We start from the raw sequence: 24,630 nt of genomic DNA, 5'->3' as shown, positions 1-24,630 counted from the left end.
GTTCCTGAGCAGACCGCTCGAAGGCCGGAACGGCAACTGATCCTGGGGTTCTGCGGCCTCAGCCGCGGACGAGATCGACCGCCTGGCGGGCGATCTCCCACTCCTCGTTGGTCGGGACCACCAGCACGGCGACGCCGCTGTCGTCGGTGGAGACGACGCCGTCCTCGGCCGGGTCGGCGTTGCGCACCGGGTCGAGCCGGATGCCGAGACGCTCCAGTCCCTCGAGCGCGACGGCGCGGACGTCGGCGGAGTTCTGGCCGACGCCGGCGGTGAACACGATCGCGTCGACCGTGCCGAGCACGGCGTAGTACGCGCCGACGTACTTCTTGATCCGGTGGCAGTAGACGTCGAAGGCCAGCTGGGCGTTGGCGTCACCGGAGTCCCGCAGCCGGGACAGCTCCCGGAAGTCGTTCTCTCCGGCCAGGCCTTTGAGCCCCGCCTTGGAGTTGAGCGCCTTGTCGATCTCGTCGACCGACCAGCCGAGCTCGCGGACCAGGTGGCCGTGGACCGCTGGGTCGAGGTCGCCCGAGCGGGTGCCCATCACCAGGCCTTCGAGCGGCGTCATCCCCATCGAGGTCTCGACCGATCGGCCGCCCCGGACCGCCGACACGGAGCAGCCGTTGCCGAGGTGCAGCACGATCAGGTTGAGGTCGCTGAGATCGCGCCCGAGCTCCCGAGCGGCCTGCCCGGAGACGAACGAGTACGACGTCCCGTGGAACCCGTACCGGCGGATGCCGTGCTCCTCCAGCCACTCCGACGGTACGGCGTACGTGTAGGCGTGCGGCGGCAGCGTCTGGTGGAACGCCGTGTCGAACACCGCCACCTGCGGCAGGTCCGGGAACATCCGGCGCGCGACCTTGATGCCCTCCAGGTTCGCCGGGTTGTGCAGCGGCGCCAGCGGCACCAGCTCGGTGACCTCGGCCACCAGGGCGTCGTCGATCAGGGTCGGCTTTGAAAACTTCGACCCGCCGTGGACGACGCGATGGCCGACCGCCGCGAGCTCCAGGTCGTCGAGCGACGGGCCGTGGGTCTCGAACGCGTCGAGCGCCGCGCGCAACGCGTCCTCGTGCGAGCCGATCGCGTCGGAGCTCTCGGCCTCGCCGTCCGGGCCGCGGTGCTTCTGGTGGCTCTCGGACTCGCCGATGCGCTCGATCAGTCCGTCGGCGAGCGCCTCGCCGGACCCGGCGTCGATCAGGCTGTACTTGAGCGAGGACGAGCCCGCGTTGATCACCAGCACGTGGTCGCTCATCGGTTGCCGCCCTGCTGCGCCTGCAGCGCGGTGATCGCGACCGTGTTGACGATGTCTCGCACCGTGGCTCCTCGGGACAGGTCGTTCACCGGTTTACGCAGGCCTTGCAGGACCGGTCCGACGGCGACCGCGTTCGCGGACCGCTGCACGGCCTTGTACGTGTTGTTACCGGTGTTGAGGTCGGGAAAGATGAACACGGTCGCGCGGCCGGCCACCGGCGAGTCCGGCAGCTTCGTCCGGGCGACGGCGGCATCGATCGCCGCGTCGTACTGGATCGGGCCCTCGACCAGCAGCTCCGGTGCGCGCTCGCGGACGATGGCGGTCGCCTTCGACACCTTCTCCACGTCGGTGCCGGTGCCCGAGGAACCGGTCGAGTACGACAGCATCGCGATCCGCGGCTCGATGCCGAAGGCAACGGCGGTCGCGGCCGACGAGATGCCGATGTCGGCCAGCTGCTCGGCGGTCGGGTCCGGGTTGACCGCGCAGTCGCCGTACACGAGAACCTGGTGCTGCAGGCACATGAAGAACACCGAGGACACGACCGAGACGCCGGGCACGGTCTTGACGATCTCCAGCGCCGGCCGGATCGTATGCGCGGTGGTGTGCACCGAGCCCGACACCATCCCGTCGGCCAGGCCGAGCTGGACCATCATCGTGCCGAAGTACGAGACGTCCTTGACCAGCTCGCGCGCCCGGTCGAGGTCGACGCCTCGGTGCTGCCGCAGCCGGTGCAGCTCCGCCGCGAACTGCTCGGCGAGCGGATCGTTCTCGGGATCGACGACACGCGCCGCGGACAGGTCGAGGCCGAGCCCGGCCGTCTTCGCGCTGATCGCGACCGGGTCGCCGAGCAGGGTCAGCTCGGCGACTCCACGCCGTAGCAGGATGTCGGCCGCCCGGAGGATCCGCTCCTCCTCGCCCTCCGGCAGCACGATGTGCTTGCGGTCGGCAACGGCCGCGTCGATCAGCTGGTGCTCGAACATCAACGGCGTCACCGCGTTGCTCCGGGCAACGGCCAGCTGGTCCAGCAGCGCCTGGCTGTCGACGTGCTGCTCGAACAGCGCGAGCGCCAGGTCGATCTTGCGCGGCGAGTCCTTGGTCAGCCGCCCTCGGACGGCGGTCAGCGCCGCCGACGCCGCCTGGGTGTCGAGATCGGTCTCCAGGATCGGCAGCGTCACCCCGAGGCTCTCGATCAGCGTCTGGACCTGCGGCGGCAGCGTGAACCCGCCGTTGAGCACGATCGTCGAGATCTGCGGGAAGGTCCGCGACACGTGGGCCATCAGCACGCCGAGCACGACCTCCGGACGGTCCGCCGCCGTGATCACCGCGGCCCCGTCGAACAGCCGGTCGAGCACGTTCGGCATCGTCATCCCGGCGACCAGCAGCCCGGTGACCTCCCGCGACAGCAACTCCGGGTCGCCGCTCAGCATCCGGCCGCCGATCGGCGCCAGCAGGTCCGCTGGAGTCGGCTGGCTGAGCACCGGCTCCTCCGGCAGCGCGTACGCCGGTACGCCGGTCACCGCCAACGCCTCCGCGATCCGGTCGAGGCCGTCGGGGTCACCCCGGTTCACGACCACCGCCGCGAGCGCGCCGTGGTTGGCGGTCAGTTCGGCGATGGACAGCTCCGCGATCGCCTGCAGGTCGTCGAGCGTCCGCCGGAAGCCGTTGAGCACCAGCAGCACCGGCGTCCCGAGGTTGGCCGCGATCTTGGCGTTGTAGGAGAACTCGGTCGGCGTCCCGACGTCGGTGTAGTCGCTGCCGACCACGAGCACCGCGTCGGCCTGCTCGGCGACGGCGTGGTAGCGCCGGACGATCACGTCCAGCGCGGCCTCGGGGTCGTCGTGCACCTCGTCGTAGGTGACGCCGACACAGTCCTCGTACGCCAGGTCCACCGCGTCGTGCGAGATCAGCAGGTCGAGCACGTAGTCGCGCCCACCGTGCCGATCGGTGTCCGGCCGGACGATCGGGCGGAACACGGCCACCCGGCCCACCCGTCGCGACAGCTGCTGCAGGACCCCGAGCGCCACCGTCGACTTCCCGGTCGAGCCTTCGACGGATGCGACGTACACGCTGCTCGCCATGGGGGAACCCTATCCAGTCTCCCCGTCACGGGCCCTCAGCAACTCGGCGGAGGCGGTCCAGAGGCGCTCGGCCAGGACCGGGTCGAGCGCCCACTCCTTGACACCGTGCGGATGGTCGGCGAGCTCGGCGTCGTTCCCCACGGTGTACGCCTCCTGGGCGTCGTCGAGGTAGTGACCGCCGGTGTGGGCGAGCTCGGGAGCGACCGCGGCGACGATGCTCGTCGCGGCGCCCTGCGCGACCGTCTTGTACGAGAAGACGCCGGCCGCCTCGGCCGCCGCCAGCGACTCCCGCTGCGCCGTGGTGAAGTTCCGCTGCAGCCCGGTCGCCACGCCACCGGGGTTCACGGCGTTCGCGAAGATGCCGTCGCGCTGCCACCTGCGGGTCGCCTCGACGGCGAACAGCGAGTTGGCCGTCTTCGACCGCGCGTACGCGAGCTGAGGGTCGTAGGGGCGCCGTACGAACTGCAGGTCGTCGAAGTCGACCCCGGAGCGCATGTGAGCCGTGGAGCTGAGCACGACGATCCGCGCCTCACCACGCTCCACCGCCCCGCGGGCCAGCGCGTCGTGCAGGCCGGTGGTGAGGGCGAAGTGTCCGAGGTGGTTCGTCGCGAACTGCAGCTCCCAGCCCTCCCTGGTCCGCTCGAGGCCGCCGGTGACGAGGCCGGCGTTGTTGACCAGCAGGTGCAGCGGGCCGTCCCAGCTCTCGACGAAGCGCCGGACCGACGCGCGGTCGGCGAGATCCAGCGTCGCGACCCGGCCTGTGGTGTGCGGGTTCCTCACAGCGAGGGTCACCTCGGCGCCCGCGGCCGCCAGCGCGCGGGCGGTCTCGGCGCCGATCCCCGAGGACGCCCCGGTCACGATCGCGCGGACACCGCGGAGGTCGACCCCCTTCAGTACGTCGTCCGCCGTGCTGGACGCGGTGAACGGTGTGGTGATCAACTCTCGACGGGCCATGACCTTCACTATACAAACTAAGCTCAACTTGTATAGTTCGTTCCCATGGAGAACCCCGAGGCCGGGCGGCGTGACGCCGTTCTCGAGTCGGCGCTGCAGACGTTCGCGCGGTTCGGCTACCGCAAGACCTCGATGGAGGAGGTCGCGCGACAGGCGCACATCTCACGGCCGGGCCTGTACTTCCTGTTCGCGTCGAAGGAAGCCCTGTTCCGCGAGGCTGTCACGCGGGCGCTCGAGCTGGACCTCGCCGCGGCCGAAAGGATCCTGGCCGCGACCGAGCGCTCACTGCAGCGGCGGTTGGTCGACGCGTTCGACCAGTGGACCGGACGCTACCTCGGGCCTGCGAAGCGGGACCTCGCCGACGTTGTCGAGGAACAGCCGGAGCTGCTCGGGGCGATCGTCGAGACCGCGCCGAGGCGGTTCGAGAAGCTGGTCACCGACGCGATCGCCGCCGGCTCGGGCGCGGGGTCGGCGCGTCAGGTGGCGCAGACGCTGATCAGCGTGTCGGTCGGCCTGAAGTACCAGGTCCGGACGCGGCCGGCGTACCGGAAGGGGCTCGCCGTCGCGGTCGAGCTGCTCACCGGCTCTCTCTGAGGGTCCTCAGCTGTTCGCGGGTGCCTCGGCCGCCCAGAGGCGGTTGGTGGCGGCGACGTCCAGGCTCACCCGGCGGAACGAGCCGGGCGGCGACCCGACACCGCCGCCGAACACCACAGCGACGATCACGAACGGCAGCAGCAGGACCCGGACCAGCATCGCCCACGGCCCGGCGAAGCCCACGCGGCCGCCGTCCTTGACCCGGACGAGCCGGGTACCGGCCAGGAGGCCGCCGAGTCCTCGGCCAGTGCCGTAGAACACGCCGTACAGCAAGGGAACCGCGACCAGCAGGATGATCACGCCCAGCCCACGCTGCCCGTCGTCGAGGGTTGGTCTGGAGGCGAGAACCACCGTGCCGGCCACCAGGCCGACCACGAACACCAGGAAGTCGGCCAGCCACGCCATGCCCGTCGCCAGCTGGCCCGCTTGGACGTACCGCCGGCCGTTCTTGAGGGTCCCGACGCGCTTGGCGACGTCCGGTCCGAGGACGTCCACCGGGTTCACGTACCTGTTCACGGTCCGGACCGTACCGCTTCGCGAGGCGGCGGACAGTACGGGAGGAGTACGGGCAGCGCGACGATTCCTTCACGGTCTACCGTCCTCCCCGAGGCGGACTGTTGCTCAGCGCAAGCATCCGGCCGGTGGACCGGGCCCGGGTGACCTGGCGGTGTCAGTACACTGCGGACCGTGGCCGGACGCCCGCACATCGACGCACCGGGTGCTTCCCCTGCCCACCGATTCGGCGAGCTGCTGCGTTCCTTCCGGCGGCAGGCCGACTTCACCCAACGCGGACTGGCCGACCTCGCCGGGCTCAGCACGGCGGCGATCCGCGATCTGGAGCAGGGCCGGACCAGGAGCCCGAAGCCGGACTCGATCGACGCCATCGCGGCCGTCCTCGCGCTGAGCGACCACGACACCACCCTCCTGCACTCCGCCGCCAAGACCCACCGCTCCCCCACTCCCGCGCCGACCTCCGGCGCGCTGCGGATCGGCATCCTCGGTCCGCTCGAGGTCCGGTACGGCGACGCCCCGCTGTCCATCAACTCCGCCCCGCAGCGCACGTTGCTGGTCCGCCTCGCCCTCGCGGCCGGCGCGACGGTGAGCCAGGACGAGCTCGTCGACCTCCTGTGGCCGCGCGGCCTGCCGGCCAACGTGGCGAACCTGCTGCAGACCCGGATCACCCGGCTCCGCCGCCTGCTGGAGTCCGGAGACCCGAGCACCCCGATGATCGTCGGCGGCCGCGCCGGCTACCGGCTGGAAGCGAGCCCCGGCAACCTCGACCTGCTGAGGTTTCGCGAGCTCGTCGCGAAGGCTGCCGACGACGATCCGGAGGCCGCGCTGGCCGACCTCACGGACGCGCTGACCCTGTGGCGTGGCGACCCCGATGCCGAGACGCTCGGGTCCCACCCGCTCGGCCTGGCGATCGCGAACGAGCACGCCGAGGCCGTGCACGCCTTCGCCGACCTGGCGCGCGAGGCCGGCGTACCGGAGCAGGCTCTGAAGACCCTGCGGGACCTGACGTCGCGGCACGAGCTCGACGAGCCGCTGCACGCCGAGCTGATCCAGACCCTCGCCGCGGCCGGGCGACAGGCCGAGGCGCTCTCGGCGTACGACCGGATCCGTGCGGCGCTCGCCGAGCAGTTGGGCATCGACCCCGGCGAGCGGCTCCGCGCGGTGCAGCTCGCGGTGCTGCGCCAGCAGAATGGTGGGAAGCAAGCGACCGTCCAGCAGGCGCCGTCAGCACCACCGGACTTCGTCGGCCGCGCCGAAGAGCTCGCCACCATCTGTACGGCGCTCAGACGACCGGGCGCCGTCTCGTCACGCGCCGTCCTCGTCAACGGCATCGCCGGTGTCGGCAAGACCGCGCTCGCCCTGACCGCGGCCCATCACCTCCGCGCGGACTACCCGGACGGACAGCTGTACGCCGACCTGCGCGGCAACGACACCGTGACGCCCGCACCGCTGCAGGTGCTCAGCCGGTTCCTGCGCGCCCTCGGAGTGTCCGGCCGGCGGATCGGTACCGACGAGGCCGAGGCGGCCGCGTTGTTCCGCAGCGAGCTGGCCGACCGGCGGATCCTGGTCCTGCTCGACAACGCGCAGGACGTGGCGCAGATCCGGCCCTTGCTGCCCGGCGCGGGCAGGAGCGACGTGATCGTCACCAGCCGGCGGCGGCTGCCGGACCTGGACACGGCGGACGTCGTCAACCTCGAGCCGCTGACCCCCGACGACGCGGTCCGGCTGATCACCTCCACCGCCCGCACCCTCGAGGCCGGGACCGAGGACGTGACGGCGCTGGCCGAGGCGTGCGCCCGCCTTCCGCTCGCGCTCCGCATCGCCGGCGCGCGTCTCGCGACCCGGCCGGAGTGGACCGTCGCCGACCTGGCCCGCCGGCTGGACGACGGCAACCGCCGTCTGTCCGAGCTGAGCCTCGGCGAGTCCAGCGTGCTCAACAGCTTCCAACTCAGCTACGCCGACCTGGCTCCCGGGGCCCAGCGCGCGTTCCGGCTGTGCAGCCTGCACCCCGGCGACGACTTCAGTGCCGACGGCACCGGCATCCTCCTGGATCTGCCGACGGCCGACGCCGAACGCCTCCTCGAGGACCTGCTCGAGGCGAACATGCTGATGCAGCACACGAAGAACCGCTACCGCTTCCACGACCTCCTCGGCCTGTACGCCGGCCGCCTGCGCGCCGAGGACCCCGAGACCGACGCCGTACGCGAGCGCCTCTACTCCTGGTACGCCGAAGCGCTGACGGCCGCGATCGAGTGGGTCTACCCGCAACTCGTCCGGCTCGGTGGCCATCCCGCACCGGAGCGCTTCTTCACCTCCGCGGCCACGGCGTTCGACTGGCTGGAGGACGAACTGCGCGCCTTGTTGGCGGTCGTGGAGGCCACCGCGGCCGCCGGCGACCACCGGACCGCCTGGCAGATCACCGACCAGCTCCGGGGGTATTACTGGCTTCGCCGCGACGCCGACGGCTGGCTGCCGGTGGCCCGGGCCGGACTCGCTGCCGCCACGGCGGCCGGCGACGACGTAGCCCGCGTCGCGATGCTGATGAACCGCAGCCAGGCGTTGGGGGCCGTCGGCCGCGACGACGACGCGATGGCGGACTCGCTGGCCGGGCATGCTCTCGCGCTGGCCGTCGGCTGGAGCACCGCTGCCGGTTACACGGCTCACCAGATCGGCTGGCTGCACGTCGTACGAGGCACTCTCGACGACGCCGCCCTCTGGATGAGCCGCGCGCTGGAGTGGACCGAGGACGAACCGCACAGCCACGTCCGGGCCATCGCACTCAACGGTCTCGGGATGACCCGCCTGTACCAGGGCCGGCTCCGCGAGGCCGCCGAGCTGTTCTCGACCGCACTGCGGATGTACGAGAATCCGCTCGCGACGTCCGTCCTCACCATCCGCGGCAACCTGGCCGGCGCCCTGCGGCAGCTCGGCGAGGTCGACCGCGCGGCCGAGCTGCTCGACGAGGTGCTGGTGGGGTACCGGCAGCACTCGCAGCCGCGCGGCGAGCTGTCGACGCTGGACGATCTGGCCCAGCTGCAGATTCAGCGCGGCGACGGGACCGGCGCGCTGGAGCTGGCCCAGCGCGCCCACGACCTCGCGAGCGCTGTGCAGGACCGCAAGGCGCAGGCCCAGACCGGCGTGACCGTCGCCCGGGCGCACCTGGCGCTCGGCGCGAACGACGCTGCCGTCAAGCAGAGCGAGCAGTGCCTCACGATCGCCCGCGACCTCTACCCGTACATCGAGACCGAGGCCCTGCTCTGTCTGGCCACGGCTCTCCACGCCACCGGCGACCCCGTCGCCGCGATCGAGCTCACCACCCAGGCCGCCTCGATCGCCGGCACCCGCGGCTTCGCCCTGCTCGAAACCGAAGCCACCAACGCCCTGGCCGAGCTACGCCGGATTGTCGGCGCCGGACGGTAGCGTCGCCTCCGTGAACGATGGGGAACGCATCAAGCAGCTCGCCGACCAGATCGTGGAGCTGCGCGACAGCTACTACCGGGGGACGCCGGCGGTAGCCGACGCGGAGTACGACGCGATCGAGGACGAGCTGCGCGCGCTGATCGTGGCGAACCCTTCGCTGGCACCGGACCCGAACCCGCTCGAGCAGGTCGGGGCGCCGGCAGTGCTGCACGCACCGGTGCGGCACTCACGTCCGATGCTGTCGCTGGAGAAGGCGACGAAGCCGGAGCAGGTCGAGGCGTTCTTCAACCGGTTCCCGGGGCGCTCGGTGGTGGTGATGCCGAAGCTCGACGGGCTGTCGCTGGCTCTGGTGTACGAGGACGGCCGCCTGAAGCGCGCGATCACCCGCGGCGACGGGACGACCGGCGACGACGTGACCCCGCTGGTCCGGGCGCTCGCGGACGGCGTACCGGCTTCGGTCGACGCGCCGGGGCGGGTCGAGGTGCGCGGTGAGGCGGTGATGCTGCGCTCGACCTTCGCGGCGTACAACGCCAACCACCTCGACAAGCCGCTGATCAACCCGCGCAACGCCGCCGCCGGCACGCTGCGGGCGAAGGATCCGGCGACGGTCGCCGAGCGCCGGCTGCAGTTCCTCGCCTTCGACCTGCTCACCGATCCCGACAGCACCGACTCCGACCTGGACCGCGCGCTGCGGACCCTCGGGTTCACCGCCGCCGACATGCGGCACTGCGACGACGCGACCGCCGCGCAGGCGGTGATCACGACGATCGAGGAGCAGCGCAACGAACTCGACTACGACCTCGACGGCGCGGTGCTGCGCCTGGCCGACCGGGACGCGTTCGCCGCCGCGGGGACGCGGTCGAGCTCACCGCGCGGCGCGCTGGCGTTCAAGTTCGCCGCCGAGGAGAAGACCACCGTGCTGGCCGACGTGGTCTGGGACGTCGGGAAAACCGGCAAGATCGCCCCGGTCGCCTGGCTCGAGCCTGTCTTCGTCGGCGGTACGACGGTCACCCGCGCGACGCTCGCCAACCAGGAGGTGATCCGGGCCCGCGGCATCAAGATCGGCGACACGGTCCTGGTCCGCCGGGCCGGTGACGTGATCCCGTTCGTGGCCGGCGTACTGGATGCCTCGAAGCGCACCGGCGCCGAGAAGGACATCGTCCCGCCGACCGTCTGCCCGTCGTGCGAGCAGCCGCTGACCGAGCAAGGCAACAGCCGCGAGCTGTTCTGCACGAACGTCTCCTGCCCGGCTCAGACCGTCCGCCGCCTGATCCACTGGGCCTCCCGCGCCGCGGCCGACATCGACGCGATCGGCGGCGTGTGGATCGAGCGCCTGGCCGAGGCCGGGATCCTGGAGCACCCGTCCGACTTCTACCGGCTGACCAAGGAAGGCCTGCTCGAGTTCGACCGGATCGGCGAGGTCTCGGCCGCGCGGATGATCGAGTCGATCGACACCAGCCGTCAGGTCGGTCTCCGCCGCGCCCTGATCGGCCTGGCGATCCCGATGGCCTCCGAAGGCACGGCGGCGCGTCTGTGCCGCGCGGGCTTCGGCTCGCTGGAGGCGGTCGTCGAAGCCGGCGAGGAAGGCCTGGTCGCGGTCGACGACATCGGCCCGAAGGTGGCCGCGTCGCTGATCGAGCACCTGACCCGCCTGCGGCCCGAGCTGGAGCGGCTGCGCGCGGCGGGCGTCTCGCTCGACGTACTGGAGGAGGACCTGCCGCCGGTCGTCGCCGCCGGCGCTCCGCTGGCCGGCAAGACGGTGGTCGTGACGGGCTCGATCAGTGACCCGCGTTCCGGTGAGAAGGTGCCGCGGCCCGCGTTCCAGCGCCTCTGCGAGACAGCCGGCGCGACCATCGCCTCGTCGGTCTCGGCGACCACCGACCTGCTGATCACGGGCGCGGACGTGGGCGCGGCCAAGCTCACCAAGGCCGAGAAGCTCGGCGTACAGGTTGCTGATCAGTCCGAGATCTGGCCCCTGCTCTTCGCCGCGGGACTCACTGTCTGACGGGTCTGGCTAACTAGAGGTCTGGCGGAGGCGTTGTTTGGCGTCGCGCTCGACGAACAGCGGCACGAAGTCCCTGATCGGTGCCTGCTCGAACTCCGGCTGCACCTGCTGGACGACCTCGGCGACGTTCTCCGTCGGTACGCCGGGGAACTGCTTCGCCAGCCGGTTGACGACCTCGTTGATGGCCCGGTGCTCTTCTGACCTGTCCATGTCCTCAACGATCGCTCGGGCCACCGGGTGACACAACCGGATCGTCGCCGTGGGCGGATTTGTTCACCTGCTGTCCATCCGCGCCCGGTGCTGTCCGATTCCGGACGTCACCCTGGAATCCGGGGACTCCACCGGAGAGGGTGAACGGAAGGCGACGGAACGGGAGCGGCGGATGACGGACAGCAAAGACCGCGAGAGCACCGGGTTTCAGGAGCAGGCGCCGTACGACGCGACGATCGACCTGCGGACCGACTTCGTGATGGTCTACGGACTCAACGACTCCACGCCGGAGCGGATCGCCCGCTGGCGCGACGCCGGGTACCGCGTGCACCTGATGACCGGCATCTCCTGGGGCAACTACCAGGACTACCTCGACGGGCGGTGGGACGGCGCCGACCACTGGGCCGACGCGCAGACCGCGGGGGACGGCTCGCCGATCCTGCACGGCCGCAGCACCGACATCCCGTACATGGTCCCGACCTTCGCCTTCACCGAGTACCTGGTCCAGAAGCTGCGCCCGATCCTCGAGCTGGGCGTCGAAGGCATCCACCTCGAGGAGCCGGAGTTCTGGGCCCGCGCCGGGTACTCGGAGTCGTTCAAGCGGGAGTGGCAGGCCTTCTTCGGTGAGCCGTGGCAGCCGCCGCACAGCACCGCCGAAGCACACTTCCGCTCCGGGCAGCTCAAGCAGCACCTGCTCTCCCGCAGCCTCGACCGGGTCACCTCGGTCTTGCGCGACGAGGCGCTCCAGCAGGGTCGCGAGGTGCGCTTCTACGTGCCGACCCACAGCCTGCTCAACTACACCCAGTGGCAGATCGTCAGCCCGGAATCGCGCCTGCGCGCGCTGCCCTCGATCGACGGCGCCATCGCGCAGGTGTGGACCGGCACCGCCCGGACCCCGAACGTGTACGCCGGCCAGGCCGCCGAGCGCACGTTCGAGACGGCGTACCTGGAGTACGGCATCGCCCAGGACCTGACCCGCGGGACCGACCGCCGGATGTGGTTCCTGCACGACCCGATCGAGGACCACCCCGACCGCACCTGGGAGGACTACCTCGCCAACTACCAGCGCACCCTGATCGCCTCGCTGCTGCACCCGGGCGTCTCGCGCTACGAGGTCGCGCCGTGGCCGAACCGAATCTTCAACCGCCCGTACCTGCGCGAGGGCTCCACCGAACGGCAGCCCATCCCGCCGGAGACCGCCACCAGCTACCTGATCGCGATGAACAGCCTGCGGGACCTGGACCAGCCCGACGTCCGCCGGGCGTCGGACGGTCCGCGGATCGGGATCGCGCTCTCGGACACCGCCATGTTCCAGCGCTGGTCCCCCGGCGGCGACAGTGGACACTACGACGGCCTCCAGGACGCCCTGGCGCTGGAGGGCCGCGAGCAGCTGCAGTTCTCCGACTTCTACGGCCTGGCCCTACCACCCCTGTACGACGGCCAGCAGGTCGTCCCGGTCCAGCTCGAGAACGTCATCGACACGCCCGACGCGCTCGACGACGTCGACGTACTGGTCCTGAGCTACGAGTTCCAGAAGCCGCTTGCCCCCGGCATCCACTACGCGCTCGTCGGCTGGGTCAACCGCGGGGGCAGCCTTCTGTACGTCGGCGACGGCGCCGATCCGTACCACGAGATCCGCTCCTGGTGGACGGGCCGCTACCCCACCTGCGCCCACCACCTGGCCGAGGCGCTCGGCGCGGACCACGACCAGGACGGCGTCCAGCCGATCGGCGCGGGCCGGGTCCGATTCCTGCCGTCCCGGCCTGCCGACTTCACCGAGTCTCCCGAACGCGCCGCCGAGCTGGTCGCGGCGATCCGCGAACTGGCCGAGGCCGCCGGTCATCCGTGGGAACCCACCAACTGGCTGTCGGTCCAGCGCGGCCCGTACCTCATCGGCGCCGTGCTGGAGGAGACCGGTGGCACACATGTTGTCGAGGGCAACTACCTCGACCTGCTCGACCCGCGGCTGGGACTCGTCCGGCACCGCGAGCTGGGCCCGGGTGGACTTACGTGGCTGCGTGACCTCGCGTACGACGACGACCCGCTGCTCGCCTCCGCCGGCCGGGTCCTCGACTGGCAGAGCACTGCGACCAGCATCCGCTTCAGCTGCGAGGCGCCCAGTGGAGTCGAGGTGGTCACTGCCCTTCGCGTCCCGACCGCACCGACAGCGGTCCAGGGCGACGGCGTCTCCGTGCAGTACGACGCGGAGGTGGGCGTGCTGTGGCTGCGTCACCCCGGCGTACCGGCCGGCACTCGGGTGTTGATCGAGTTCTGACCGGAGTCAGTTGATGACGACCTCGGTGCCGGCGATGCCGATGGCGAAGCCGAGCACGATCAGCAGCGCGCCGGCCACCAGGCGGTAGCGCAGGGTCGCGACGAGGCCCAGCAGCACGGCGGCGAGACCGACGACCCAGACCAGGTTCCCGATGAGCATCCGGGAACCCTACCGAGTCAACTACCCGATCCCAGCGGTCCTCACAGGTCTCTAACACCAACGTGCTCACGACCACGCAAGAGCCCGTGACAACTACTGCTGGAGAGCGTCGCGGGCGGCCTCGGCGATGGCGTGTGCGTCCTTGCGCAGGATCGCGCCGTGGTTGCTCGCGACCTTCGCGCTGAGCTTGATGTTGGGGTTGCGCGCGACCACGCCGTCGATGCTGGTGCGGATCTGCTCCTGCTCGTCGCCGCGGCTGCCGAGCGACGAGCCCGACGCGAGGACGTACCGGGTCGGAACGGTGATGCTGTCCAGCACCGGGCCGAGCTCGTTCGCCCGGCCGAGCTTGCCGAGCTCGATGTTGCTGTCGGCCTGCTGGTCGGCGCTCATCCGCGGCACCAGACCGGTCGGGCGCAGCAGCGGCAGGAACCAGCCCATCCGCCGGAACATCTTGCGGATCCGGATCTCCATCGCGTCGTCCAGCCAGTCGTACGGCTGCGCGCCGTCGACCAGGACCGCGCCCAGCGCCCGGCTCGGGTTCCGGCTGGCCCAGTGCGCCGCGACGAACGCGCCGTACGACCAACCGACGACCAGCGCACGCTCGACACCCCTGGCCGCGAGCACGACGTCGACGTCGCGGACGGCCGCCTCGAACGAGTAGTCCGCCGACCGCTTCGACTTCCGGCCGCGCGCCCGCTCGTCGTACGTGAGGTGCCGGAGGTCCGGACCGAGGTCGGCGATGACGCGGCGCCAGTAGCCCTGCGTGGCGAACTGGCCGTTGAGGTAGAGGACAGTGATCCCGGCGCCGCCGGTGTCGGTGACGGCCAGGGCCGTGTCGTCGACCGGAACCATGCCGGTCCACGGTGCGGTGGTCGCGCCGGTGCTGTTGTTCGTCATCGTGGGCTCCTGCTCCGCCGTCATGTTTCTGATGGCCGAAACGCTACGTTGCGTTCAAGATTTCGGCAACTAGATCAGAGACCGGAAAAGGCATAACTGCAGGTCGCAACGTGGAAATTGTTGCGCGCCGCGTAGAACTAACGCAACAATACTCGCGACAGGCGTTGCGTTGGCCTGTCGCCTAACGCTACGCTGACAGCATTCGCGGCGAGGTTGGGAGAGCACGGTGTCCGGTGGCAGGCTCAGTCAGAAGGAACGGCAGCAGATCGCCCTGGGGCTGGGTGACGGGCTGGCGTACGCCGAGATCGCCCGGCGGCTCGACCGGCCCACGTCGACGATCACCCGCGAGGTGATGCGCAACGGCGGCCCGACCGACTACCGCGCCGACGCGGCCCACCGTGCGACCGAACGCCGCGCCCATCGCCCCAAGCAGACGACCCCTCGCGCCCACGGCGCACCGACCCTCGGGCACCGAGGCGACCCCGAGGCCGTGCGTCAGTACGAGGACCTGTTCACCACGCTGCTGACCGCGCAGGGCCTGCCCAAGATGGCGGCGCGCGTGCTGACCTGCCTGCTCATCGCCGAGGCCGGCAGCGTCACGGCGTCCGAGCTCGTCCACCACCTGCAGGTCAGTCCCGCGTCGGTCTCCAAGGCGATCGCCTTCCTCGACGAGCAGGGCCTGATCCGCCGGGAACGCGACGAACGCCGCCGCGAGCGCTACTTCGCCGACAACGACGTCTGGTACCAGTCGACCATCGCCAGCGCGCGCGGCTCCGCCCAGCTCGCCGACGTCGCCCGGCAGGGCGTCCCCGTGCTCGGCCACGGCAGCAACGCCGCCACCCGCCTGGAGAACATCGCCCGCTTCAGCGACTTCATCGCCGAGACCATCCTCCGCGCCGCCGAACAGGTGCGCGAGGTCCTGCACACCCCGCCGGCTCCGGACGAGCGGCCCTGACCCGACGCACCCCTAGTCTGCGCGAATGGTGACGCCGAAGCGCCGGCCCGAGACCCCGACCGGACGAGCCCGGGTCGCCCTGACGATCGCCTGCGCGGCCGGCGGGACGATGTTCGGACTGGTGGCGGGACTCATCGCCGGGACGATCTTCGGCAACGTCAGTAACGCGTACGACCTGGAGGTACTCAGCTTCGGCGTCATCTCCGGCGTGCTGGTCTGCGTGGCCTGGATCGTGTGGCTGTGCGTTCGGACCGGCCTTGGCGCGATCTTCGGCGCCGCCACCGTACTGCTGACCCTGATCGGTCTGCTCGGCTGGAGCACCGGTTACAGCGAAGGCCACGCGGTCGCGATCGCCGCCTTCGCGACACTGCTGGGGCTCAGCTGGCTGACCAGCCCGGGTCGCCGGCGCCGCTGGTCCTCCGTCGTACCGGTGGTCCTGGGAATCGCAGTGCTGGGCACGATTCCGCTGGCGGTGGACGATCTTCGGACGTGGCGGGACGACACCAAGGCGTTGACCGAACTGATCGACCCGCCGCTGGCACCGACCGCTCCCGGCCTGCACGTGCGCGAGTTCCACGGCCTGTACACCGGCGTGTCCTACCAGGTCGCCGAGACCGGCGGACCGCCCTTCGCTTCCGTCGCGCACCAACGGGTGAAGAGTCGCCCCGCCGTGTCCGACGACTGCTTCAGCAAGCTCCTGGACGGTCCGCCGATGACCGGCTGCACCGAGGTCGCGCCCGGGATCTACCGGGCCGAGTACGTCAACGAGCGCTCGGACGCGTCGTACTTCCTGCCGCGGGACAACACCGTCGTCACCATCCGGGAGTACGTCACCGGCGTGAACACCAGCAGGTACGGCGAAGCAGGGGCCGGAGACGAGTTCCTGCTGCGGATCGCCACCTCACTACGACCGACGCCCGTGCAGGATCTCGCACGACAGGGCTGTCGACTGTGCCGCCTGATGCCGAACTGATCAGCAGCCACAGGAGATCCACTCACCGGCAAGCGTTTGCAGCAGCCGTAGACGTCTGCTTACTCTGGGCAGTAACACATCTAGAAACAATCTAGCTGTTACTGCCCAGCGAAAGGCCGTTCCATGGTCGCCTTGTACGTCGATCTGCCGTCCGATCTCGAAGGAGAGCTGTTCGGGCCGGAGGAGCTGACGCGGCTGGAGGGATTCGGTCAGGTGATCCGCGGCGGAGGCAACCGCCTGGACGCCGACGTCCTCGTCACCGGCTGGGGCTCCGAGCCGCTGCCGGCCGAGCCGGGACCCCGACTGAAACTGGTCGTCCACAGCGCCGGAACGATTCGCCATCTGGTGCCACCGGAACTTCTCGACCGCGGCGTCCGCGTCAGCCAGGCCTCGGCCGGCATGGCGCAGTCGGTCGCCGAGCTGGCCCTTTTCATGACCATCTCCCGCCTGCGCGACCTGGACCAGATCGATCGGGTGATGACCACGAACCTGCGCGACCAGGCCTGGCACAACGCCGACTTCGGGCTCGGCCGCACGCTCGCCGGTACGACGGTCGGCGTGATCGGCGCGAGCCGCGTCGGACGCGCGTACCTCAAGCTGGTGGTCGCTTCCGGCGCCCAGGTCCTGCTCTACGACCCGTACCTGGACGAGCGCGAGGCCAAGGAGCTCGGTGCCCGCCTGGTCCCGCTCGAGCACCTGCTGAGCACGTCGGCCGTCGTCGCCCTGCACGCGCCGGTCACCGACGAGACCCGTCTGATGCTCGACGCGAAGAACCTCGCCCTGATCCCGGACCGCGGCGTCCTGATCAACACCGCGCGATCCGCACTGGTGGACACCGAGGCGCTTCTCGAAGAGCTGCGCAAGGGCCGGCTCAGCGCGGCCCTCGACGTCTTCGACAGCGAGCCGCTGCCCGCCGACTCCGAGTGGTGGCGCCTGCCCAACGTGCTGCTCACCCCGCACCTCGGCGCCCAGACCTGGCACTCGCGCCGGACCCAGGGCGCGATCGTCGTCGACGAGATCCGCCGGTTCCTGGCCGGCCTGGAGCTGCGTCACGAGGTCCGCGGCGACACCTACGACCTGATGGCCTGAGCCTGCTCTGAGCCGATCTGTTTCAGAGAGATCACTCGGGTATTGCGAAACGATACTAGAAATGCCTACTGTGGCGGGAAGCGTTTACCGGCCTCATCGAGCGGCCGCCGACAGGAAGTGGTGAAGGACATGCAGCGAGGACTCAAGGCCGCGGCCGCGCTGGCCGTCGCGCTGACGACAGTGCTGGCCGGTTGCTCTTCGGGAGGCGACGGCGACCAGGCCGAGGGCCAGGACCCGGCGACCGCCACCGGCACCCTGCGCGTGGTGGTGCCGAACTTCTCGGCCGACAACGAGGGCCAGGCGGTCTTCCAGGGGATCGTGGACATCTTCCACAAGACCTACCCGCAGATGAAGGTCGAGCCCGACTTCGTCCCGTACGACAACCTGAACCAGAAGATCTCCACCGCGCTCTCGGCCGGCAGCAACTACGACGTGGTCAGCGCCGGCATCGGCTGGGTCCAGCCGCTGGCCGACCTCGGCGCGATCCAGTCGCTGACCAAGCTCGGCGTCAGCACCGAGGAGCTGGAGAAGACCGTCTACCCGGCCTTCGTCCCGCCGATGAAGTTCGACAACGACCTGTACGCCGTACCGGTGGTCGCCAACCCGCGACTGCTTGCCTACAGCAAGAGTGCGTTCACCGAGGCCGGGCTCGACCCGGCCAAGCCGCCGCAGACGCTGACCGAGCTGCGCGAGGACGCGAAGAAGCTGACCAAGCGCGACGCCAAGGGCCAGATCACCCGGACCGGTTTCGACTTCTGGGCGCCGGCCAGCAACTACCGGCAGCAGTTCGTCGCGTTCATGGGCGCCAAGGGCGGTCAGATGTTCGCCGAGGACGGCCAGCCGAGCTTCGACAGCCCGGCCGGGACCGAGGCGCTGCAACTCATGCACGACATGGTCGGCGTCGACAAGTCCTCGACGTACGGCTACCAGAACAGCGCGAAGACCGCGCTGGTCACCACCGGCGAGGCCGCGATGGGCTTCGCCAGCCCGTACGTCGACTGCGGCAAGGGCGGCGAGGGCATCGGTGACAAGTGCAAGGACCTCGTCTACTTCAACCTGAAGGACAGCAAGGAGGTCATGTACGTCGGTGGCCGCGTCGCCTCGGTCGGCGAGGGCACCAAGTACCCGCAGGCCGCGCTGGCGTTCGTCAAGGCGATGCAGGACCAGAAGTCGCAGGAGGCGATCTCGAAGCTCGACGTCGGCGTCCCGATCAGCAGCACCGCCGGTGACAGTGCGTTCGTGAAGGCCAACCCGGCCGGTTCGTTCGCCTGGAAGAACCTGGACAAGTCCGTCTTCGAGTACGGCGGCGCCACCTTCCTCGACTTCCGCAGCAAGTTCGGCCCGTCGCTCGACGAGGTCATCCTCGGCCGCAAGTCGCCGCAGGACGTGCTGAAGGAGCTGGACGGTGTGGCCCGCAAATGAGCACCCGGACCATCGATCGCCCGGTCGCGGCCGCTGAGCCGCGGCCGGTCCGGCGCCGGCGCAACGGTGTCGAGCGGGCCAAGGCCCGGGCCGGCTGGCTGCTGCTCGCGCCGTCGCTGGTCCACTCGGTCATCTTCATCGCGATCCCCGGCCTCATGGCGGTCTACCTGAGCTTCACCAACGCGCGGGTGGCCGGCCAGGGCGAGTGGATCGGGGTCAAGAACTACCTCGATCTCTTCCAGGACGCGGACTTCCTGCGGGCGCTGAAGAACACGCTGCTCTACACGGTCGCCGTGGTGCCGGTCGCGATGGGCATCTCGCTGGCCGTCGCGATCGGGCTGAACCAGAAGATCCCCGGCCGGGCCTTGTTCCGCACGCTGTTCTATATCCCGGTGGTCACCTCGACGGTCGCCGTCGCGGCGGTCTGGTTGTGGATCTACAACCCGGCCGCCGGCCTGGGCAACCAGGTGCTCGCGTTCTTCGGCGTGGCCCGCTCCGGCTGGCTCACCGATCCCGACGTCGCACTGCCGGCCCTGATGCTGGTCGGCATCTGGCAGGGCCTGGGCGCGAAGATGATCATCTACCTGGCCGCCCTGCAGAGCATCTCCCCCGACCTGCTCGAGGCGGCCAAGCTGGACGGCGCCTCGAAATGGCAGACCTTCTGGAACGTCACCTGGCCCGGGCTCGCGCCGGTGCACTTCTTCGTCCTGGTCACTTCGATCGCCAGCTCGTTCCAGGTGTTCGACCTGATCTACGTGACCACCGGCGGTGGCCCGGCCAACGCCACCAACGTGCTCACCTTCGACATCTTCAGCAACGCCTTCGAGCGGCTGCACATCGGGTACGCCTCGGCCGAGACCGTGGTGATGCTGGTCTTCGTCGGCATCCTGATCAGCCTCGGCCGCCTCAGCCTGCGCAGCAACCGGGAGGACCTGTGAGCTCAGCTGCTCTGACCCGACCAGCCCGTACGCCGGTACGCCGCGACCGCGAGGACCGGCTGACCCCCGGGAAGACCGTGCTGATGGTGGTCCTCGCACTCGGCGGCTTCCTCATGGTGGTGCCGTTCCTCTGGATGATCCTCACGTCGTTCAAGACCCTCAACGAGGTCAACGGCTTCGCCTGGCTCCCCGACCACGTCGAGTGGATGAACTACGTCAACGCGCTCAAGGCCGCGCCGTTCGCGACGTACTTCCGCAACAGCGTGATCGTCGTGGTCGGCCAGACGATCCCGGTCCTGCTGTTCTGCACGGCGGCCGGCTACGCGCTCGCCCAGCTGCCGATCCGCGGCCGCAAGGGGATCCTGAACTACTTCATCCTGCTGCTGATCGTGCCGTTCCAGGTGCTGATCGTGCCGCTGTTCCTCGTCGTACGGCGGGTTCCGCTGGCTGGTGGCAACGACATCCTCGGCAACGGCGGCACCGGCTGGCTGAACACGTGGGCGGCACTGATCGTGCCGTTCGTGTCCGCGCCGTTGTTCACCTTCCTGGCCCGGCAGTTCTTCGTCTCGCTGCCGGCCGAACTGGCCGACGCGGCCCGGGTCGACGGCGTCTCCGAGATCGGCATCTTCTTCCGGATCATGGCACCGCTGGCCGCACCCGCGTTCGTCACGATCGCGCTGTTCAACGTGGAGTCGGCCTGGAACGGGTTCATCTGGCCGCTGGTCGCGACCAGCTCGGAGAACCTGCGGCCGCTGCAGTTCGGCCTGGCCACCTTCGCCCAGGGACAGGGCAGCGTGCAGTGGCCGTTCCTGATGGCGATGTCCGCGCTCGCTACGCTGCCGATGATCCTGCTGTTCGTCTTCGGCCAGCGCTACTTCATCGCCGGCATGGCCACGTCAGGGATCAAGGGATGACAGAGAGGCACTCGATGAAGCTCGCTCCGCTGGACCTCACCGGTCCGCCGGCCGCACTCCTCCCGCCGGAGGACCGGGCGTTGAGCCCGTACACCGGAATCACCCGGGAGCACTGGATCGCGGTCGCCGACCACCTGCTGACGTCGGCCGACGCGTACCGCTCGCCAGAAGGTGCCCGGATCAACTTTCCCGGCCGCCCCTCCCAGCAGGGCCCGGCGACCGACGGGCTGGAGGGTTTCGCGCGGACGTTCCTGCTGGCCGCGTTCCTGCACGCCGGTGGCGCGGACCGCAACAACCACCTGCAGAAGTACGTCGACGGCCTGGTCGCCGGCACCCGTACGGTCGGTGCCGATGACAACGAGTCCTGGCCCGAGGTCGGTCACGTCGGCCGGACCGGGCAGCCGCACGTCGAGGCCGCCGGGATCGCGCTCAGCCTGCACCTGACCAAGGACGACAGCTGGGGCCGCCTCGAGCCGGACGAGCAGGACCGGCTGGCCGCGTGGTTCCGGTCGACCATCGAGAAGGAGCCGTCGCCGAACAACTGGTACCTGTTCCCCGCGACGATCGCCAGCTTCCTCGAAGGCGTCGGCCGCGCCGACGACCAAACGCGGTACGTGCTCGACCGGGCGCTCGGGCTGATCGAGGTCTGGTACCGCGGCGAGGGCTGGTACTCCGACGGCGCCGGCGAGGCGTACGACCACTACGTCGGCTGGGCGATGCACCTCTACCCGGTGCTGCACGCACGCCTGCGCGGCCTCACCGAGTTGGAGGAGAAGCTCGGCCCCCGGCTCGACGAGTTCCTCGACAGCTTCGGTCGCACGTTCGACCGCGACGGCTCACCCTTGTACTACGGCCGCAGCATGACGTACCGGACCGCGACGCTCGCGGCGGTCGCCCTCGGCGAAGCCGTCGGCCGCACTCCCCTGACGCCCGGCCAGTCCCGCCGGATCCTCTCGGCCGGGCTGCGCTACTTCGTCGAACGCGGCTCGATCACCGACCACGGCGTACTGTCGCTCGGTTGGCACGGCGAACACCTGCCGAGCATTCAGCGCTACTCCGGCCCTGGTTCGCCGTACTGGGCCTCCAAGGGCTTTCTCGCATTGATGCTGCCGGCCGATCACCCGGTCTGGACGGCGACCGAGGAAGCGCTGCCTGCTGACTCCTCCGATCATGTTCGTTCGCTCGGGGTCGGGCTGCTGATCCAGAACACGGCCGCTGACGGGCTGGTCCGGGTGCACAACCACGGCAGCGACCACCTGAAGCCGGACGCGGCCGACGCGGGTGCGCCGGATCCGCTGTACTCGCGGTTCGGCTACTCGACGCGGACCGGGCCGACGTCGTTGCACGACCCGTCCGACAACGACCTGCAGGTGCGGATCCGGCGGGTGTGGAGCGCGCGCCGGCGGATCCACCGCGTCGAGACCGGTGACAACTGGGCGGCGTCCTGGCACGCGCCGCGGTTCCCGCAGTTCTCGCCGTGGGAGGGCAGCGACTCCGCGGACGGCGGACCGGTGTTGCCGTCGGCACGGATCGAGAGTGTGACCGCCGTACGGGGTGCGCTCGAGGTTCGGATCCACCGGCTGGTCTGGGTGCCGCCTTCGCTGCCGCTTCGGCTCGGCGGTTGGGCTGTCGCCGGTGCGCATCCGCGCGATTTCGAGATCGTTGCGGGCGGCCTCTCGGTCGGCGTCGAGGCCGGTGGGCTCCGGTCCGGGGTCGTCGGCCTGCACGGCTGGGAGTCGGCCGGTACGGCGCCGGCGCCGTACGGGACGGCGTACGGCGAGTGGGCCGTCGTACCGGAACTGCTGGGGACGACGTCGGCGGAGAACACCGTGCACGTCGCGGCGGCGTCGCTCAGCGGAGTGCCCCTCGAGGAGTCGGTCGACGCCTCGGTCGAGGGCGCGGTCGTCACGGTTCGCTGGCCGGATCGGGAACAGGCCTTCGACCTGGACGCAATCTTCGCCGGGATCAGGTAAGAAGTACGAATGGCTGAGATCGAGGGGGCGCGGCGGAGTGGACCGACGCTGCGTGACGTGGCCCGGCGCGCCCAGGTCTCGGTGGCGACCGCGTCCCGGGCGCTGACCAGTGACTACCCGGTCGCCGAACCGACCCGGGCGAAGGTGCTGCAGGCGGTCGAGGAGCTGAACTACGTCGTCACGACGCGGGCGCCGAAACGCAACCCGGCCGCGTCGCTGATCGCGATGGTGGTCTCGGACGTCATCTCGCCGCTGCGCAGCCTGGTAGCCACCGGCATGGCCGAGGCGGCCGGCGACTACGGGCGGCTCAGCTCGGTCTACATCACCGGCGGCGACCCGCGACGCGAGGACCAGGTGTTCTCGCGGCTCGAGGAGCAGGACGACGTCGAGGCCGTGATCGTCGTCGGTGGCGTCGAGGTCACCGACGAGTACGAGGAGCGGATGGCGGCTCACGCTCGCGCGCTGCATGCCCGGGGATCGCAGCTGGTGCTGTGCGGGCGGCCGCCGCTGCCGGCCGGCGTACCGGCGTTGGTCGTCGAGTACGACAACCGCGGTGGCGCGTACGCCGCGACGAGCCACCTGCTGTCGATGGGGCACCGGCGGATCCTCACGCTGACCGGGCCGGAGCGTTCGACCACGACGCTCGGGCGGGTCGACGGGTACCGGCAGGCGCACGCGGACTTCGGTGTCGAGGTCGATTCCGCGCTGGTGATCCCGAGCTCGGCCGACCGCAGCGGCGCGTACCAGAGCTGCCAGCGGGCGCTCGGGGACGACCTCGAGTTCACCGCGATCTTCGCGCACAACGACGTGATGGCATCGGGTGCGCTGGCCGCGCTGAAGGAGCACGGGCTGAGCGTGCCGGACGACATCTCGTTGGTCGGCTACGACAACATCCCGGTCGCCCAGGAGCTGTCGCCTCCACTGACCACCGTCTACATGCCGCACGAAGAGATGGGCAAGGCAGCAGTCCGCCTGGCCGTCGAACGCCCGGCCCCCGGCTCCGGCCGCGAACGCCAGCTCCTCGGCACCCACATCGTCATCCGTACGTCGGTCAAACCGCTCACCGCGCCCCGCTGATCACCTCGGGAGCGGTGCGTGGCCGGTGTAGCCGAGCATCTGATCGTAGAGGTCGGTACGGCGGTCGCGGTGCAGGTCGTTGAGCTGGTTCCAGATCGGCGCCGTGCGGGCGGCGGTCAGGTCGAGGTCGGCGTACACGATGGTGTCCTCGTCCGGGCCGGCGATGCGGTCGATCGGCCAGCCGTTCGTGCCGGCGATCAGGGAGTTGCCCATGAACCCCGCGCCGCGTTCCTGGCCGGTCCGGTCCGCGGTGGCGATGACGACGTTGTTGGCGTGAGCCGCGGTCATGGTCAGGTACGCCGCCATGCAGACGCCGCTCGCGTCGTACAGGGGTGGTGGGGTCCAGACCCAACCGGTCGGGACGCAGATGATGTCGGCCCCCATCTGCGCCACGATCCGCGCGGTCTCGGGGAACCAGATGTCCCAGCAGACCAGCAGGCCGATCCTGCCGATCCTGGTGTCGAACACCTGGAACCCCTCGTTGCCGGGGGTGAACCACAGCTTCTCGGTGTTCCACAGGTGCGTCTTGCGATAGCGGCCGATGTAGCCGTCGGGGCCGACCAGTACGGCGGTGTCGTACAGCGTCACACCGTCGAGCTCGGGCACGCAGCCGACGATGTACACGTTCCGCGCCGCGGCGATCCGCGCGAACGACTCGACGGTCGGGCCGTCCGGGACCGCCTCGGCGTGGGCGTAGGCCTCGTCCCGGGTCTCGAACACGTAGCCGGTGGTCGCCAGCTCCGGGAGCACGATCAGCCCGGCTCCCGCATCGGCGGCCGCCGTCAGCCGCTGCTCGACCGCCAGTGCGTTGGCCTTGAGGTTCTCGACCCCGACCCGCGGTTCGCACTGCACGACCGCGACCCGGACCGGACTCACCCGCTGATCCAGCTGTGCCATGACGACTCCTCGCTTCACTCAACTGGTTTCAACGTGAA

At 70.3% G+C, this 24,630-nt stretch carries 20 protein-coding genes; 12 read left to right on the top strand and 8 right to left on the bottom strand.

The features are described from left to right. Window positions 1-58: 58 nt before the first annotated feature. From ACLQ2O_RS12310 to ACLQ2O_RS12300, 3 genes are read right to left on the bottom strand one after another with little or no spacing between them, the layout of a single operon-like run. Window positions 59-1,249 carry an acetate/propionate family kinase gene (locus ACLQ2O_RS12310; protein ID WP_425830478.1) on the bottom strand — a complete coding sequence of 397 codons (1,191 nt, stop codon included), beginning with the start codon at window positions 1,247-1,249 and terminating at the stop codon, window positions 59-61. Beyond that, entirely contained in the window at window positions 1,246-3,327 is a 2,082-nt protein-coding gene (gene pta, locus ACLQ2O_RS12305) for a phosphate acetyltransferase (RefSeq protein ID WP_425830476.1), read from the bottom strand. Before pta ends, ACLQ2O_RS12310 begins: the two co-directional genes overlap by 4 nt. A 9-nt stretch (window positions 3,328-3,336) precedes the next feature. After that, on the bottom strand, window positions 3,337-4,281 hold the full coding sequence (locus ACLQ2O_RS12300; protein WP_425830474.1) for an SDR family NAD(P)-dependent oxidoreductase: 945 nt from the start codon (window positions 4,279-4,281) through the stop codon (window positions 3,337-3,339). 45 nt (window positions 4,282-4,326) lie between these two features. Here ACLQ2O_RS12300 and ACLQ2O_RS12295 point away from each other — a divergent pair, with 45 nt between their 5' ends. After that, complete coding sequence (locus tag ACLQ2O_RS12295; protein ID WP_425830472.1) at window positions 4,327-4,875, top strand: TetR/AcrR family transcriptional regulator; 549 nt, start codon at window positions 4,327-4,329, stop codon at window positions 4,873-4,875. Window positions 4,876-4,881: 6 nt separating this feature from the next. On the opposite strand, the gene ACLQ2O_RS12290 is transcribed toward ACLQ2O_RS12295, so the two are convergent. Continuing rightward, a complete protein-coding gene (locus tag ACLQ2O_RS12290) occupies window positions 4,882-5,391 on the bottom strand; it encodes a hypothetical protein (protein ID WP_425830470.1) in 510 nt (169 codons plus the stop codon). Between the two features lie 171 nt (window positions 5,392-5,562). Between ACLQ2O_RS12290 and ACLQ2O_RS12285 the strand changes: the two genes are divergently transcribed. Beyond that, complete coding sequence (locus tag ACLQ2O_RS12285; protein WP_425830468.1) at window positions 5,563-8,808, top strand: BTAD domain-containing putative transcriptional regulator; 3,246 nt, start codon at window positions 5,563-5,565, stop codon at window positions 8,806-8,808. Window positions 8,809-8,818: 10 nt separating this feature from the next. After that, on the top strand, window positions 8,819-10,813 hold the full coding sequence (gene ligA, locus ACLQ2O_RS12280; protein WP_425830466.1) for an NAD-dependent DNA ligase LigA: 1,995 nt from the start codon (window positions 8,819-8,821) through the stop codon (window positions 10,811-10,813). Window positions 10,814-10,822: 9 nt separating this feature from the next. Here the strand turns inward: ligA and ACLQ2O_RS12275 are convergent, their stop codons facing one another. After that, window positions 10,823-11,023: a three-helix bundle dimerization domain-containing protein gene (locus ACLQ2O_RS12275; protein ID WP_425830464.1), complete on the bottom strand. Its 201-nt coding sequence runs from the start codon at window positions 11,021-11,023 to the stop codon at window positions 10,823-10,825. 172 nt (window positions 11,024-11,195) lie between these two features. On the opposite strand from ACLQ2O_RS12275, the gene ACLQ2O_RS12270 reads away from it, so the two are divergent. Continuing rightward, the gene (locus tag ACLQ2O_RS12270; RefSeq protein ID WP_425830462.1) at window positions 11,196-13,298 is read left to right on the top strand and encodes a hypothetical protein; all 2,103 of its coding nucleotides are present in this window, start codon (window positions 11,196-11,198) and stop codon (window positions 13,296-13,298) included. 6 nt (window positions 13,299-13,304) lie between these two features. Here ACLQ2O_RS12270 and ACLQ2O_RS12265 read toward each other — a convergent pair whose 3' ends face one another. Both ACLQ2O_RS12265 and ACLQ2O_RS12260 read right to left on the bottom strand, forming a co-directional pair. Beyond that, window positions 13,305-13,457 (bottom strand): hypothetical protein, encoded by a 153-nt coding sequence (locus ACLQ2O_RS12265; protein ID WP_425830460.1) that lies wholly within the window; start codon window positions 13,455-13,457, stop codon window positions 13,305-13,307. A gap of 93 nt (window positions 13,458-13,550) precedes the next feature. Next, window positions 13,551-14,354, bottom strand: a complete 804-nt coding sequence (locus ACLQ2O_RS12260) for an alpha/beta fold hydrolase (RefSeq protein ID WP_425830458.1) — start codon at window positions 14,352-14,354, stop codon at window positions 13,551-13,553. A 226-nt stretch (window positions 14,355-14,580) separates the two neighbouring features. On the opposite strand from ACLQ2O_RS12260, the gene ACLQ2O_RS12255 reads away from it, so the two are divergent. The 8 genes from ACLQ2O_RS12255 to ACLQ2O_RS12220 all read left to right on the top strand — a co-directional run bounded on the left by ACLQ2O_RS12255 (window position 14,581) and on the right by ACLQ2O_RS12220 (window position 23,695). Next, entirely contained in the window at window positions 14,581-15,309 is a 729-nt protein-coding gene (locus tag ACLQ2O_RS12255) for a helix-turn-helix domain-containing protein (RefSeq protein WP_425830456.1), read from the top strand. Window positions 15,310-15,334: 25 nt separating this feature from the next. Then, on the top strand, window positions 15,335-16,282 hold the full coding sequence (locus tag ACLQ2O_RS12250; protein ID WP_425830454.1) for a hypothetical protein: 948 nt from the start codon (window positions 15,335-15,337) through the stop codon (window positions 16,280-16,282). A gap of 123 nt (window positions 16,283-16,405) precedes the next feature. Then, entirely contained in the window at window positions 16,406-17,371 is a 966-nt protein-coding gene (locus ACLQ2O_RS12245) for a hydroxyacid dehydrogenase (protein WP_425830452.1), read from the top strand. 129 nt (window positions 17,372-17,500) lie between these two features. Then, entirely contained in the window at window positions 17,501-18,793 is a 1,293-nt protein-coding gene (locus ACLQ2O_RS12240) for an extracellular solute-binding protein (RefSeq protein WP_425830450.1), read from the top strand. After that, on the top strand, window positions 18,790-19,731 hold the full coding sequence (locus ACLQ2O_RS12235) for a carbohydrate ABC transporter permease (protein WP_425830448.1): 942 nt from the start codon (window positions 18,790-18,792) through the stop codon (window positions 19,729-19,731). The genes ACLQ2O_RS12240 and ACLQ2O_RS12235 overlap by 4 nt, the downstream gene beginning before the upstream one ends. Beyond that, complete coding sequence (locus ACLQ2O_RS12230; RefSeq protein ID WP_425830446.1) at window positions 19,728-20,645, top strand: carbohydrate ABC transporter permease; 918 nt, start codon at window positions 19,728-19,730, stop codon at window positions 20,643-20,645. The genes ACLQ2O_RS12235 and ACLQ2O_RS12230 overlap by 4 nt, the downstream gene beginning before the upstream one ends. Continuing rightward, complete coding sequence (locus ACLQ2O_RS12225; protein WP_425830445.1) at window positions 20,642-22,618, top strand: DUF2264 domain-containing protein; 1,977 nt, start codon at window positions 20,642-20,644, stop codon at window positions 22,616-22,618. Before ACLQ2O_RS12230 ends, ACLQ2O_RS12225 begins: the two co-directional genes overlap by 4 nt. 9 nt (window positions 22,619-22,627) lie before the next feature. Then, window positions 22,628-23,695, top strand: a complete 1,068-nt coding sequence (locus ACLQ2O_RS12220; RefSeq protein WP_425830443.1) for a LacI family DNA-binding transcriptional regulator — start codon at window positions 22,628-22,630, stop codon at window positions 23,693-23,695. On the opposite strand, the gene ACLQ2O_RS12215 is transcribed toward ACLQ2O_RS12220, so the two are convergent. Next, complete coding sequence (locus ACLQ2O_RS12215; protein WP_425830441.1) at window positions 23,696-24,592, bottom strand: nitrilase family protein; 897 nt, start codon at window positions 24,590-24,592, stop codon at window positions 23,696-23,698. Window positions 24,593-24,630 lie beyond the last annotated feature (38 nt).

Origin of the sequence: Kribbella sp. DT2, from assembly GCF_049844575.1 — a bacterium.
In the GTDB taxonomy this organism is placed as follows: domain Bacteria; phylum Actinomycetota; class Actinomycetes; order Propionibacteriales; family Kribbellaceae; genus Kribbella.
Note: the sequence above shows the minus strand (reverse complement) of the source record. Positions and strands in the feature narration are given on the sequence as shown.